This window comes from Saccharopolyspora sp. NPDC045941, assembly GCF_056431445.1.
Window position 1 is genome coordinate 49,698 of record NZ_JBWKKU010000021.1, and the last position, 13,641, is coordinate 63,338.

Here is a 13,641-nt window from a genome sequence, read left to right on the forward strand (position 1 = left end):
CCGGTCAGGTGCCCGCGGAAACGCCGGCCGTCTCCCGGTTCACAGGCTGTTCGAAAGGTCCGAGTTGTGGTCCGATTGGTCCTCGTGCTTGTCGGCGGCGCGCTTGCCCTTCACCTCGGTGAGGTTGAACAGGTCACCGAGCGCGGAGAGCATCTCGGTGATGTTCTTGTTCAGCACCGTGGCTTGCTTCTTGATGGACCTGGCCGTCTCGTCGTCGTTTCCCGCTGCGACGTTCAGCTCGTCGTCCAGGCCGGCCCAGATCTCCCTGGCCCGCCGGACATCCGATTCGGCCAGGCCCAGCGAAGCGAACTTCGTCTTCAGGTCCGGGGGGATCGCGATGATCTCTTCTTCATCGGCCATTGCCGCGGCTCTCCTTCAGCCAGGCGGAGGTCTCCTGCTGCATGTCCAGCAGCGGTGCCAGGAAGTCGCCCCACGCGGACTCGTCGCGCATCGACTTGCGCATTTCCTCGGTGTCGCTCAGGTGCGGCTGGACGGCCTCGCTGATCTCGGCCGTCATCTGGTCCTGGGCCTCCGCCACGATCTTGACGATGGCCGCGGCCAGCTCGGCCTTCGCCATTGACCGGTAGCGGTCGTCGTGGAACTCCAGTTTGGACAGCTTGCCGCCGGCATCGACCGTGGCCGTGAACATCCGGTCCTTGGATCGGACCGACTTGGTCCGCTTGACCAGGTCTGCCTCGACCTGCTGCAACTCTTCCCGCTGCTTGTTCAGCTCGGCGAGGGCCTGGTCCAACTGCGCCTGCAGGTTGCCGAAGTTCACTGCGTCCTCCCAAATTCCTGGATGTTCCCGGAGTTCAGCGGCCGATGGCGGTGGTGAAACCGCCTTCCAGGCCCCACTTGTCCGGGTCTTCGGAGAGCCAGGTGGTGCGCTGCCGCTCCTTCTCGCCCGGGCCACCGGCGCCTCCACCGGCCATCGGCGGCGGCATCATCGGCTGCTGCCCGTTCTGCCCGCCGCGGCCGAAACCGCCCGTCTCGGTGGACATCGAGAACGGCTTGCGCAGCTTGTCGTCCAGCGCCGAGGAGTTCATCGTGGTGCGCTTGGTCGGATCGCCGATCTCGGCGGGCGACAGGGGAAGCTTCTTGCCGGGCCCACCGCCCAGCCCGAGCTTGTTGTTGTGCACCGCGTCGGGGACCACGATGGACTTGCCGCCGGGGCCGAAGATCGACCGGCCCATCGGGTCCACCAGGTGGCCGGTGGGGCTGAGGCGGGATCCGTTCGGCGCGTAGATCTGCTTGCCGTCCGGCCCGGTGTACGGGGTGCCGTTCGGGTCGAGCAGCGAGGTGTTGGGCTTGATCGTGGAGCCCTTGGGCAGCACCAGCGGCTTGCCGTCCGGGCCGAGCACCTTGGAGCCGTCGGGCTTGGTGATGGTGCCGTCGGGGTTGATCACCGATCCGTTGGGCACCGACAGCGGTGTTCCGTCCGGTCCGCGCATGACTTCGCCGTCAGGCGTGAAGATGGAGCTCTGGCCGGAGCCGTTCGGGTCGTACTTGCCGGAACCGTTCGTCGAGCCCAGCCCGGAGTTGACCGGCCCGTTGCCGTTGCCGAACATGCCGCCGGCCGGGCCGAGCCCATCCTTGCCCGCGCCCCCGGTACCGGTCAGGTCTGACGTCGACGAGTTGTTCCCGCCCAGTCCCTGCTTCTGCTCGTCGTCGGCGGAGTCGAGCCCGTCCAGGTCCGCGTCGCCGCCGGTACCGTCCGAACCGCCGCCCAGGGTGTCCTTGTTCTTCCCGGTCACGTCGTTGAGGTCGGAGGTCTTCTCCTGCAGTTCCTGCTGCTTGTCCTGCAGGTCCTTCTCGTTCTGCTCCTGCTGCTCCTTCTTGGAGTCGTCGAGGTTCTGCTTCTCCTCGTCCAGCTTCTTCTTCATCTCGTCGAGTTCCTTGTTCGCCGGGTCGTCCTTGCTCGGCGAATAGGTGGACGAGAACGGTTTGATCTGCGGTTCCGGGTAGATCCGGTTCGCCGTGGTCTGCAGGCTGTGCAACAGCGGGTTGTGGAACCCGGGCAGCGGCGTGTCGAGGTGCGAGGAGAAGTGGTTCTTCCACTTGTCCTTGGCGGCCTGCTCGATGTTCCCGCGCAGGTTCTCCTCCCACGCGTCGCGGACCTCGAACTCGCCCCAGGTCGTGTTGATCGACTTGACCGTGCCGTTCACGTGGGTGATGGATTGCACGTTCTCGTTGAAGACCGTTTCCACCGCTTTCACCGGGGACCACAGCCCGCTCTCGTGATCCCGCCAGCTGATGAACGCGGCCAGCAAGCCGTTGACCTCGGCGATGTACTTGTCCTGGCTGTCCTTCAAGGAATCCAGCACCAGCGGGTCACCGACGATGTTGGCGAACTGCTCCAGCGAATGGCTGCCGTTCTGCAGCAGGCTCTGGAACGATTTGGCGGTCTCTCCCTGGAAGTTGCCGCCGGTCTCGATGCTCTTGGCCTCTTCCGCGAACCTGTCGGCCCAACTCTTGATCTTCGCGGCCGCGTTCTTCAGGGCGTTGATCGCGTAGCCGAAGCTCGGGATGCTGAGCACCTGGTTCTGCTGCGGCGCGTGCACCAGCGGATCGAGGATGTTCCCGCCGATGCCGCGGATCTGCAACCACGGCCCTTCCGGGTTCTCGAACTCGGCGTAATTGATCATCACGCCGACCCGGACCGTGCCGCTCAGGGTCGTCGTGTCGGTGATGACGTTACCGCGTCCCTCGCCACCCTGCCGGCGCACCGTCGTCGTCTGCTTCTCGGCGTTGGTCGACTTCGTGAAATCCCACGAGTCGGAAACACCCTCGCCGACGTTGTCGTAGTCAACGCCCCGGATCCATTGCTTGCTGGTCAGGTCATCGCGTTTCGCGACCGCCTTCTCGGCAATGGTGTTGAGCACGTCTTCCCAGGCCATCGCCCGAAACCTCCGTGATGCGACCGGATTCGGCCACTCGCCGACAGGGCCCTCCCGAAACTTCCGGCCGGTCTGGTGCGACCGGCCGGAAAGCCCGGTTCAGAAGGTGACGGTGACGCCGCCTGCCTTCTCCTTGTTCTCTTCCGTGGTGCTCTCGAAGTTCTTGTCGACCAGGTTCAACTTCCCGGTCAGGTCGGGAAGCGTCTGGAGCACGAGGTTCCGCACCTGGGTAGCGATGTTCTCCCGGGACCGCTTGAACTCCGAGGCGATGAGCTTGCCTTCGTTCGTCTGACCCGCCAGGATGTCGAATGCTCCTTGCAGAGCGATGATCTCGGGGGCACTGGTCAGATCCTTGCGGCACTCCTCGAACATCGCGCGGTACTGATCGGTCGCCGACTTGTCGTGAGTGATTTCCTTGGCCATGACTCACCGACCGCCTGTTCCTAGAAGCCCTGGGCGTTCCGCCAGTCGGTGTTGATCTGGCCGTCGCTCATGTCCTGCAGGATCAAGGTGGCCTTGCCGAACGCTTCCTGCATCTTGCCCTTGGCGGCGTTGACCTGGCCCTGAGCGCCCGACCAGGCCTCCTTCCAGGCACCGGCCGAGACGGCGCTCAAGCCGTTGCCGTCGCTGATGACCTGGTCGATCAGCTGCTGCATCTTGTTGTTCTCCTGGTGGAACCGGTCCAGGATCTCGTTCACCTTGCGGGTGTCGATGTGAAGGCTCATGGTCTGCGCTCCTCAGCCCTTGATCCCGTTGTAGAACGCGTTCGGGCTCATGTCCTGGTTCATCGCCAGGTTCACGTTGTTGTTGCTCATGTTGTTGACGTTGTTGTTGGTGACGCCGAGCTGGTTGACGACCTCGTCGAACTTGCCCTTGACGGTGTTGTAGTTCGTCACCCACTCCTGGATCTTGCGACCGAAGATCTCGGTCTCCGGGCCGTTGTAGGCCGCCCGCAGCTCGGCCTCGAAGCCCCCGATCGTGGTGGCGATGGTGCTCATCGACGCGATGTGATCTTTGAAGGCCGAGACCTTCTGCTTGTGGACCTCTTCGTTGAGATCGATAAACGGTTGGCTGCTCACACCACTCCTCCGGGTTCGTGCGAAGGGATTGCTGCCGGACAACTCAGAAACTAAGGCCACCTGCTCGCCCCTACCACATCCCAGAACAGGGACGTGGCAAGGGGATTCAGCACTGCGCCGGGGTCACCGGCGGCAGCGCGGTGACCGGCCGGCCGGCCTTCGCCGGGTCCAGCGCCGGGCCGGTGGGCAGCTGGTCGACGAGCATCGCGGGCATGGCCACCGGAGGCGTCGTGTACCCGAGCTTGTTCGCCGCGTCCGCCGACGGGACCGGGTACTTCACCCCGTTGTCGGCCACCAGGTACGTGGTCGACTGCGCGATGTCGCCGGTGGACAGCGCGGCGACCAGCACGCCGCTGCCCGGCGGCACCGCCACCCGGTCCGGCCGCGGGCAGGACAGGGTGATCCCCGGCTGCGGCACAACTGGCTTCGCCTCGGCCACGACCGCCTCGGGCACCAGGGAAACGCTCGTCGAAACCGGCGGGCCGGGCGTGGTGGACGCGCACAGCGCCTGCTCTTCGTCGTCCGGGACCAGCGCCGGCGGCACCTCGGGGAACGCCCCGTCGCGCGTCAGCTCGCCCTTGGCCGCGGGCGGGGCGGTGTGCGCGGTGATGTCCTTGGCGCCGATTCGCCGCGGTTCCACCGGCTGTCCGCCGTAGGCGATCGCCTGCGTGCGCGGGTCACCGCCGATCAGCTTGAACAGGGTGTCGGTGAGCGGCACCAGGCCGGCCTTGGTCAGCAGGTAGGGCTTGCCCGCGGCATCGCGGAACAGCTGCCCGATCACGCTCGGCGCGCCGGCGAGCTGCGGCCCGGCCTCGCCGCGGTTCGCGATCTCCGGCGCGACCAGGTCGGGCCCGGTCGGCAGCGCGTTGAGGAACCCGGCGGGCACCTTGATCGGATCGGTGGTGCCGTAGCCGAGCGCGGCGGGACCGGCGGATTCGGTGTCCATCCGCAGCTTTCGGCTCGACCACACCAGGAACACCGCGCCGTCCGGGCCGGCGACCAGGGCGCCGTCGGTTTCCGTCAGCGGCATGCCGTCGGCCTCGCCGACCAGCATGGCGAAGTCCCGGGCGCCCCCGGTGGGCCCGGCGCAGGACAGCCACGGATCGGAGCTCAGCGCGGCGGCCGTCGGCAGCCCGTCCGGTGCCCCGGGAATCCCGATCGGTGCCGCCCGCGGCGTGCCGAGCAGCGAGTTCTCCGAAACCGTGTGCACCTGCAGGCGGTCACCGGCGAGCAACCGGGCCGACGCCTGGTTGAGCACCGGGTGGAGCACGCCGTCGAGGTAGATCCAGCGCGCCCCGCTCTCCTTCTCCACCACTATCGCGCCCGGCGCCTGCCAGGCCGTCGCCCCGCCGGGCTTGATCAGCCCGAACAGGAACGTCCCGAGCCCGAGCAGGACGGACACGATGATCCCGATCGACACGCCGCGCGACGTCCGCCGCTGCGGCGTGTCGGCGATGTCGGGGTCTGCCCGCAACATGCCGGCGCTGAGCCGCCCCATGACGAACATGTGCGCCTGAACCTGATCCCGCCGCGACTGCACGCTCCCACGTCCTCTGCGAAACTCTCGTCAACTCGAAAAATCACCACGAGCAGGTGGGTCCGTGCGCACTTTTCGCTGCTACGGCAGCACAATCCGCGCACGACCCTTGACCGGCCAAAACCTCATCCAGCGCCTTGCTGCGCGAGATGAGCCGAGAAGCACGCCCTAGCCGTTGAAGGCCCGGATCCAGGCGAACACGCCCAGCACCAGCAGCATCAGCGGCAGGAGGCTCACCGCGAGCAGCACGTGCAGGATGTCCGCGGCCCGTCCCCAATACGGGACCAGGCGGTTACCCGGCACGATCCAGCCCGCCACCATCAGCGCCACGCCCACCAGCGCCACGCCCACGAACACGAGCAGCCGCCCGAAGAGCTCCTGCGTGGACAGCGCCAGGACCAGCACCGTAAAGCCGTAAGCGCCGGGCACCACCACCGATAGCCGGTGCCAGACGCCGCCGACGTCGCGGCCGTGCAGCAGCAGGACCGCGCTCAGCACCCCGGCCATCGTGTAGGTCGGCCAGCCCGGCTCGGTGAGCAAGCCGGTGACGCCCGCCGCGCAGATCACCCCGACCGCCAGGTACAGCGCGGTCATGTAGCGGTCGGCGACCACGGTCCGGTCCAGCACGTTGCGGCTCGGGTGCGGGTCGATGCCCTCCTGCAGCTGCTCTGAGTTCGTCGGCAGCGGCGGCATCCTCAACCCCGCGACGCGGAACGCGAAGCCCGGGATGAACGCGCCGAAGACCACCGCGATGACGGACGTCGCCGCCACTGCCTCCGCCAGGGTGTCGGTGACCAGCATCAGCAGCGCCATGATCACGCCGAAGACGCACACCACGAGCACGCCCAGGAACGCATGCGGGTAGGTGCCGGAGGCCGCCAGCGCCAGGACCACCCCGCCGGCGGCGGTCGCCGACGCGGCGAGCAGCGCCGCCATGCCAGTCGCCTCCGGGCCCGGCACGAGGAACCCTGCCAACGCGAAGAACGGCACCGCCGCCACGCCGAAAGCCGTGCCCGCGAAGGCGTCGCCGACCGCGCGCGACGCCGAGCCGGCGGCCGCCAGCAGCAGCAACGCGACGACACCGGCGGCCACCGACCGCACCAGCGAATCGCCGGGCAGCAGCAGCCCCAGCCAGATGACACCCGCCGCCACCAGCGTCAACCCGTGCAGCAGCCGCTTCGTGGCGACCGGCTTCCAGGCACCGGGCCGCTCCTGCATCCCGGTCGCGACGCCGTCCACCAGATCGTCGAAGTGCACCGCGGGCATGGCTTCCTGCCGCGACCGCAGGTAGAGCGCCTGCCCGTCGTACAGCCCGAGGGTCTCCGGCGTTGCCTCCTCGTCCAGCGGCTCGCCGCCGACGTCCTGCAGCAGCCAGCCGCCGTGCTCCAGGCCGGCTTCCTCGACCTGCGTTCCCGCGTAGCTGACGATGGTCGGCATCAGATCGATCAGCGGCACATCGGTGGGCACCGCGAGATCGAAGTTCCGGTCCGGCGACCGGATGGACAAGCGGCACAGGCCCGCAACCGTGCTGGTGCTCACCGGTTCACGCTCCCTTTTGGCGGAGAGTTCAAGGAATCCGGCTGCGCCGGGCACCGGACCCATGCTTCGGTGCCCGACGCCGCCGGTGGTGCCTCGATCGCCCGGGGGACAGTTGCGTTCGAGGCGGAACGGCCGACGGCGCGGAGCAGGTTCGCGTTGAGACGAGTGCGCCGTCGTCCTGACCGAAACCATAGGGCGTGATTCGGCAATGGTGCTGTCGCCGATTTACGTGACCTGAAAATCCCCCCGCACCAGTGGAATTCTGCATTGGTCACAGTTTTCCCCAGCGGGAAGGGAATCCGCGTGAGCGTCACGCTGTTCCGCCGTCCTGAACGGCAACCCGGGCCGCCGATGCCGTCCGGCGAGCTGAACCTCCAGGAGCCCCCGGAGCTACCGGAGGTGCAGAGCGGTTTCTCCGGGATGATCACCTACCTGCCGATGGCGCTGAGCTCGTTGGCGATGGTGATGATCTTCCTGCGGCCCGGCATGGGCGGCGGCGGCACGATCATGTACTTCGCGATGGGCATGATGGTCCTCGCCGCGCTCGGCATGCTCGCGGCGAACTTCCTGCGCGCGTCCTCCGAACGGAAGCGGGAGATGTCCGGGTCCCGCCGCGACTACCTTCGCTACCTCGGCCAGGTGCGCCGCCAGGTGCGCAAGACCGTGGTGGCGCAGCGCCGCGCCCAGACCTGGCGGCATCCCGAACCGACCGCCGTGTGGTCACTGGTGCGCACGTCCCGGTTGTGGGAGCTTCGGCCGGACCACCCGGACTTCGGCGAGGTCCGCATCGCCGTCGGCGACCAGCAGCTCGGCACCAAGATCGCCGAGCTGACCACCAAGCCGGTCGAGGACCTCGAACCGCTTTCCGCGCACGCCCTGCGCCGCTTCATCCGCGCCTACGCCACGGTCTCCGACCAGCCGGTCCCGGTCTACCTGCGGGCCTACGCCCGGGTGCTGCTGCGCGGCGACCTCGACACCGCCCGCGGCATGGTGCGCTCGATCGTCGCGCAGCTCGCGGTGCTGCACGCGCCGCAGGACCTGCGGATCGTCGTCCTCGGGCGGGAGATGGCCCACTGGGAATGGGCGAAGTGGCTGCCGCACTGCCTGCACCCGACCGACACCGACGGCGCCGGCCCCGTTCGGCTGGTCGCCGAGACCGCAGGCGAGCTGGAAGGCCTGCTCGGCGAACAGCTCGCCGGGCGGCCGTTCTTCGACCGGGACGCTATGCCGACGCACGACGAGCCCTACGTCGTGGTGCTCATGGACGGTGCCCAGGCCTCGCCCGGCAGCCGGATGACCGGCTCGGGCTACCGCAACGTCACCGTCATCGACCTCGGTGAAGCCCTGGACTGGCACCCCGATCCCCGCACCCTGCTCATGCGCGTCACCCCCGAGACCGCGGAGCTGGTGCGGATCGGGCGGGCGGGCAAGGAGGACACCTCCCCGATCGGCCGACCGGACTTCCTGAGCCCGGTCCGCGCCGAGTCCCTTGCCCGCCTGCTCGCCCCCTACCGGCTGGCCATCTCGACCGACACCACCGAGCCGCTGGCCTCCGACTTCGAGCTCACCACCCTGCTCAACATCAACGACCTGCGCGGCTACGACGTGGCGAAGGTCCACGCCAAGCGGTTCTCCGGCGGCGCGCGGCTGCGGGTGCCGATCGGCGTCACCGGCGACGGCACGCCGATCGAGCTGGACATCAAGGAGTCCGCGCAGGGCGGCCAGGGCCCGCACGGCATGCTCATCGGCGCCACCGGTTCCGGCAAGTCCGAGCTGCTGCGCACCCTCGTGCTGGCGCTCGCGCTGACGCACTCGTCGGAAACGCTGAACTTCGTGCTCGTCGACTTCAAGGGTGGCGCGACGTTCCTCGGCCTGGACGAGCTACCGCACACCTCCGCGGTCATCACCAACCTCGCCGACGAAGCGTCGCTGGTGGAGCGCATGAAGGACGCCCTGCACGGCGAGCTGATCCGCCGCCAGGAGCTGTTGCGCAAGGCCGGGAACTTCAGCTCCGCCACCGAGTACGAGAAGGCGCGCGCCGACGGCGCTGACCTGGATCCGCTGCCGACGCTGTTCGTGGTGGTCGACGAGTTCAGCGAGCTGCTGGCCGCGCACCGCGAGTTCATGGACCTGTTCGTGATGATCGGCCGCCTCGGCCGAAGCCTCTCTGTGCACCTGCTGCTGGCCTCGCAGCGCCTCGACGAGGGCCGCATGCACCAGCTCGAATCGCATCTGTCGTACCGGATCGGTCTGCGCACCTTCTCGGCGATGGAAAGCCGCGGCGTGCTCGGCGTTCCCGACGCCCACCAGCTGCCGTCGCAGCCCGGCGCCGGCTACCTCAAGACCGATGTGGACACTCTGATCCGGTTCAAGGCCGCCTACGTCTCGGGCACCTACCGGCAGGCGCGGCGCGAGGTCCGCCAGGCCGTGGTGGCCCGCCAGATCGTGCCCTACGGCACCTCCTACGTCCCGCCTCGGGAGCCGCCGATGCCCGAGGAACCCGAGGTGCCGCAGGAGGAAGGCGGCGAATCGCTGCTGGAGATCGCCGTGCAGCGGCTGATCGACTCGGGGCCGCCCGCGCACCGGGTCTGGCTGCCGCCGCTGGACGTCTCACCGACGCTGGAGCAGATGCTGCCGCAGCTGGCGATCGACCCGGAGCGCGGTCTGAACGCGGTGGACGCCGCGCAGCACACCCTGCAGGTGCAGGTCGGCGTGATCGACCGGCCGTTCGAGCAGCGGCACGAGCCGCTGCTGGCGGACCTGTCCGGCTCCGGCGGGCACGTGTTCATCGCGGGTGGCCCGCAGAGCGGCAAGAGCACCCTGCTGGCAACCCTGATCACCACGCTCGCGCTCACGCACACCCCGCGCGAGGTGCAGTTCTACGGCCTGGACTTCGGCGGCGGCATGCTCTCCTCGCTGGCCGGCCTCCCGCACGTCGGCGGCGTCACCGGCCGCCTCGACATCGAGCGGATGATGCGCACCATCAACCAGGTGAACGCCCTGCTGGAGGAGCGCGAGCAGCGGTTCGCGCAACTCGGCGTGGACTCGATGACCACCTACCGGCGGCGGCGCGCGGCCGGCGAGCTCGCCGACGAGCCCTACGGCGACGTGTTCCTGGTCGTGGACGGCTGGGCCACGATCCGCCAGGACTTCATGGAGCTGGTGCCGCAGTTCACCCTGCTCGCCACCCGCGGCCTGAACTACGGCATCCACCTCATCATCACCGCCACTCGCGGCGGCGAGGTCGCCTCCGGCCTGCGGGATCAGCTGGGCACCCGGTTCGAGCTGCGGCTCGGCGACGCGGTCGAGTCGACGATCAACATGCGCGCCGCGGCGACCGTGCCGAAGATCCCCGGCCGCGGTCTGACCGACGACCAGGCCCACTTCCTCGCCGGCCTGCCGCGCCTGGACGGCCCGGGCGACACCGCCGAGGGCACCCAGGAGCTGATCACCACCATCGCTTCCGCCTGGCACGGCCCGCCCGCGCCGCGGGTGAAGATGCTGCCGGCGGTCCTCGACGTCGCCGACCTGCCGGCCCCGACCGGTCAGCTGCGGGTCCCGCTCGGCCTGTCCGGCGAGGACATCGAGCCGCTGTGGCACGACTTCACCCAGCACCCGCACCTGTTGATCGCTGGCGACGACTCGACGGGCAAGACGAACCTGCTGCAGCACATCGCCGCCTCCGTCGCCCATCAGTACACGCCGGACCAGGCGCGGATCACCTTCGTGGACTTCCGCCGCGAGCTGTTCGACGTGGTGCCCGAGGAGTACCGGCTGGGCTACGCGGTTTCGAAGGACATCGTGCGGGAGGCGGTGGCGGGAACGTCCCGGGCGATGCGGGAGCGCCTGCCCGGCCCGGAGATCAGTCCGGCGCGTCTGAGCAAGCGCGACTGGTGGACCGGCCCGGAGCTGTTCCTGATCGTCGACGACTACGACATGCTGAGCTCCGATCCGAGCGACAACCCGTTCGTCCCGATGCTGGAATGCCTCGCGCAAGGTCAGGAGGTCGGCCTGCACCTGATCGTCGCCCGCAGCGCCAACGGCCTGTCCCGCGCCATGTACGACCCGCTGGTGCGGCGGCTGCTGGAGGTGAACACCCCGGCGGTGCTGCTGTCCTGCCCGCCGTCGGAGGGCCAGGTGTTCCACGACGTCCGCCCGAAGAAGCTCCCGACCGGCCGAGCGCAGTACATCACCCGTCGGAAGACCGTCCAGCTCCAGACCCCGCACCGGAAGAACCCGGCGGTTTCCGGCGAAACCGCCCCAGGGCCGGGCGGGAGGAGCTGAGGAGGCGGCTCACCGGATAGTCTTCGGCTCTGTCGGGATTGAGCGGAGGCGGGCGGTGGACAGCGGACCTTCCGGCGCGGGCCCGGGCGCGGTGCGCCGGCATCGGGTGCTCGTGGTCGAGGACGATCCGATGATGGCCGAGGTCATCGCCAGCTACCTCAACCACGCCGGGATGCTGGTCGCGGTGGCCAGCGACGGCGTCATGGCGCTCGACGGTTTCGCCGCCTTCAACCCGGACCTGGTGATCCTGGACCGGATGCTGCCGCGCCTGGACGGCACGCACGTGTGCCGCAAGCTCCGCGAGCAGAGCACGGTGCCGATCATCCTGGTCACCGCGCTCGGCGAGCAGGACGACCGGATCCACGGCCTCGAACTCGGCGCGGACGACTACGTCACCAAGCCGTTCAGCCCCCGCGAGCTCGTGCTGCGCGCCCAGGCGCTGCTGCGCCGCTCGGCGCCCGCGCAGCAGGCGCCGCCATCCCACCTCCAGCGGATCGAGGACGTGACGTTCGACCCGACGACCCGCCAGGTCACCAAGGCGGGCAAGCCGCTGCGCTTCACCGGGCGGGAGCGCGACCTGCTGGAGTTCTTCTTCGCGAACCCGGGGACGACGTTCCGCAAGGACGAGCTGATGCAGCGCGTCTGGCAGTGGCAGGTGGGCGACTCGTCGATGGTGAGCGTCTACGTCCGCCGACTGCGCGAGAAGATCGAAACGGACCCGGCGAACCCGACGATCCTGATCACGGTCTGGGGAGTCGGCTACCGCTTCGGCCCCACCCAGCCATAAGGCGACCTACCAGCGACGAAGCCCGCCGACGAAAGCGGCCCACTGAGCCCGGGAGAACACCAGGGTGCCCCCGTCCCGGTCCTTCGTATCCCGAACCCCAACCATGCCGGGAGCCAAAGCAACCTCGACGCAGTTGCCTTCAGCCGCACTGTAGGAAGACTTCAACCAACCCACCTCGACGCACTCCGACTGGCTCCCGCTGTAGGAGGACTTCGACCAACCCACCTCAACACAGTTTCCCTGCGGGCCGCTGTAGCCGGACACCCGCCAGCCGCCTAACTCAGGCGTCATGTCGCCTCGCTTTCGTACTGCTCCAGGTACTTCTGCAGTATCTCCTGCGAGGCCGCCAGGGAGGAAGCATGATCTTCCAGTCGTTCCACTGCATCAAGGAACAGCGCTACGTCGCTCGGCTCGTCGATGAACGCGCCCGAGCGCCGCGCTTCCAGGTACACAACAGGTCGAGTCTTGATGAACTCGAAAAGCACGAAGGTGCCGCTCAAGCCAGCGTGCGCGCCAATTGAAAGCGGGATTACCCGGATCGTGACGTTCGGTTCCTCGCTGGCGGAGATGACCTTCCGCAGCTGATCGGCCATCACCTTGGCACCGCCGATTGGCCTGGCCAACGCGGTCTCGTCGATGAAGCAGCGCAACGCCACTGGATCCCGTTTGCTCAGAATCCCCTGTCTGACTTGCCGAATCGACACGTGGTCGTCAATCCGGTCTTCGGGAACACCGGATGCTTCCATCACCGTCCGCGTGTATGCCCTGGTCTGAAGCAAACCGGGCAGCACGTTGAGCGTCACATCCGTAATCGTCTTTGCACGCTGTTCTGCATCGATCAGCGCCGTCAGCTGCTGAGGAAGCTCACGGCCGAGCTCCCACCAGGCTGGTTCGCGGATGTCGCGGGCCATCTTCAGCAGTCGTTCGCGGTCTTCGCCCTTCATCCCGAGGACGTCGAGCATCGCTTCGACGTTCTGCACCAGGATTCCGCGTCGCGCGGTTTCGATCCGGCTGACCTTCGCCTCGGACCAGCCCAGCACGCGAGCCAACTCCCGCGCGGTCAAGCCCGCAGCGTTGCGAGCGGCCCGAAGTTCCTTCGCCAGAGCGCGTGCCCGTGGGGTGTCCGACATGGGCACAGCTTACGAGCGCCCTACCACCCGTTTGATCTCGCTCTTTCGTGTAATTGATCACCTTGCCCAATCTCGGGCAAGCTTGCCTAAACCGTTCCAGAAAGCGAGGTCTGGATGTCCGACTACTTGACCTACGTCTGGCGCCCAGTCACAGGAGGCCGCCACGCCTTCCCGATCACAGCAACGAAAACCCCCGCCAGTGTGCCGGTGGTGGCGTTCTGCGGAGCGGAAGCGGACGCAGCAGAGCTGCACGACCGGTCCGAAGTGGACTGGATCCGCGAGGACACCTGCATGGACTGCTGGCGGCGCATCACCGCCGGGTGGTCGTGAGTGGCTATGGCCGCTAGAGCAGCCACAGCCACTCACGACCACTGACCAGCGAAAACAT

Annotated in this window: 13 protein-coding genes; 3 read left to right on the forward strand and 10 right to left on the reverse strand. The window is 68.1% G+C overall.

Annotation, left to right across the window (positions count from 1 at the left end; genetic code table 11):
- Nucleotides 1-39: 39 nt before the first annotated feature.
- The 8 genes from AC07FN_RS18825 to eccD form a co-directional block, all read right to left on the reverse strand.
- Nucleotides 40-360: a hypothetical protein gene (locus tag AC07FN_RS18825; RefSeq protein WP_478396767.1), complete on the reverse strand. Its 321-nt coding sequence runs from the start codon at nt 358-360 to the stop codon at nt 40-42.
- The gene (locus tag AC07FN_RS18830; RefSeq protein ID WP_478396768.1) at nt 350-778 is read right to left on the reverse strand and encodes a YbaB/EbfC family nucleoid-associated protein; all 429 of its coding nucleotides are present in this window, start codon (nt 776-778) and stop codon (nt 350-352) included. Before AC07FN_RS18830 ends, AC07FN_RS18825 begins: the two co-directional genes overlap by 11 nt.
- A 34-nt stretch (nt 779-812) precedes the next feature.
- The gene (locus tag AC07FN_RS18835) at nt 813-2,897 is read right to left on the reverse strand and encodes a coiled-coil domain-containing protein (protein ID WP_478396769.1); all 2,085 of its coding nucleotides are present in this window, start codon (nt 2,895-2,897) and stop codon (nt 813-815) included.
- A gap of 99 nt (nt 2,898-2,996) precedes the next feature.
- Nucleotides 2,997-3,320, reverse strand: coding sequence for a hypothetical protein (locus AC07FN_RS18840; protein WP_478396770.1), 324 nt, complete (start codon nt 3,318-3,320; stop codon nt 2,997-2,999).
- 20 nt (nt 3,321-3,340) lie between these two features.
- Nucleotides 3,341-3,622, reverse strand: coding sequence for a hypothetical protein (locus AC07FN_RS18845; protein ID WP_478396771.1), 282 nt, complete (start codon nt 3,620-3,622; stop codon nt 3,341-3,343).
- Nucleotides 3,623-3,634: 12 nt separating this feature from the next.
- On the reverse strand, nt 3,635-3,976 hold the full coding sequence (locus tag AC07FN_RS18850; RefSeq protein WP_478396772.1) for a hypothetical protein: 342 nt from the start codon (nt 3,974-3,976) through the stop codon (nt 3,635-3,637).
- Between the two features lie 106 nt (nt 3,977-4,082).
- Nucleotides 4,083-5,516: a type VII secretion protein EccB gene (gene eccB, locus AC07FN_RS18855; protein WP_478396773.1), complete on the reverse strand. Its 1,434-nt coding sequence runs from the start codon at nt 5,514-5,516 to the stop codon at nt 4,083-4,085.
- A gap of 165 nt (nt 5,517-5,681) precedes the next feature.
- Entirely contained in the window at nt 5,682-7,052 is a 1,371-nt protein-coding gene (eccD, locus tag AC07FN_RS18860; RefSeq protein ID WP_478396774.1) for a type VII secretion integral membrane protein EccD, read from the reverse strand.
- 303 nt (nt 7,053-7,355) lie between these two features.
- On the opposite strand from eccD, the gene eccCa reads away from it, so the two are divergent.
- Entirely contained in the window at nt 7,356-11,336 is a 3,981-nt protein-coding gene (gene eccCa, locus AC07FN_RS18865) for a type VII secretion protein EccCa (RefSeq protein ID WP_478396775.1), read from the forward strand.
- Nucleotides 11,337-11,391: 55 nt separating this feature from the next.
- Entirely contained in the window at nt 11,392-12,123 is a 732-nt protein-coding gene (locus AC07FN_RS18870) for a response regulator transcription factor (protein WP_478396776.1), read from the forward strand.
- Nucleotides 12,124-12,129: 6 nt separating this feature from the next.
- On the opposite strand, the gene AC07FN_RS18875 is transcribed toward AC07FN_RS18870, so the two are convergent.
- A complete protein-coding gene (locus AC07FN_RS18875; protein WP_478396777.1) occupies nt 12,130-12,414 on the reverse strand; it encodes a DUF397 domain-containing protein in 285 nt (94 codons plus the stop codon).
- The gene (locus tag AC07FN_RS18880; RefSeq protein WP_478396778.1) at nt 12,411-13,253 is read right to left on the reverse strand and encodes a helix-turn-helix domain-containing protein; all 843 of its coding nucleotides are present in this window, start codon (nt 13,251-13,253) and stop codon (nt 12,411-12,413) included. The genes AC07FN_RS18875 and AC07FN_RS18880 overlap by 4 nt, the downstream gene beginning before the upstream one ends.
- A 114-nt stretch (nt 13,254-13,367) precedes the next feature.
- Between AC07FN_RS18880 and AC07FN_RS18885 the strand changes: the two genes are divergently transcribed.
- Nucleotides 13,368-13,583: an HC3 family zinc finger protein gene (locus AC07FN_RS18885; RefSeq protein ID WP_478396779.1), complete on the forward strand. Its 216-nt coding sequence runs from the start codon at nt 13,368-13,370 to the stop codon at nt 13,581-13,583.
- The last annotated feature ends 58 nt before the right edge of the window (nt 13,584-13,641 follow it).

Coding starts and splice junctions, on each gene's coding strand:
- AC07FN_RS18825 (WP_478396767.1), bottom strand. CDS start 360: ATGGCCGATGAAGAAGAGATCATCGCGATCCCCCCGGACCTGAAGACG.
- AC07FN_RS18835 (WP_478396769.1), bottom strand. CDS start 2,897: ATGGCCTGGGAAGACGTGCTCAACACCATTGCCGAGAAGGCGGTCGCG.
- AC07FN_RS18840 (WP_478396770.1), bottom strand. CDS start 3,320: ATGGCCAAGGAAATCACTCACGACAAGTCGGCGACCGATCAGTACCGC.
- AC07FN_RS18845 (WP_478396771.1), bottom strand. CDS start 3,622: ATGAGCCTTCACATCGACACCCGCAAGGTGAACGAGATCCTGGACCGG.
- AC07FN_RS18875 (WP_478396777.1), bottom strand. CDS start 12,414: ATGACGCCTGAGTTAGGCGGCTGGCGGGTGTCCGGCTACAGCGGCCCG.
- AC07FN_RS18880 (WP_478396778.1), bottom strand. CDS start 13,253: ATGTCGGACACCCCACGGGCACGCGCTCTGGCGAAGGAACTTCGGGCC.
- AC07FN_RS18885 (WP_478396779.1), top strand. CDS start 13,368: ATGTCCGACTACTTGACCTACGTCTGGCGCCCAGTCACAGGAGGCCGC.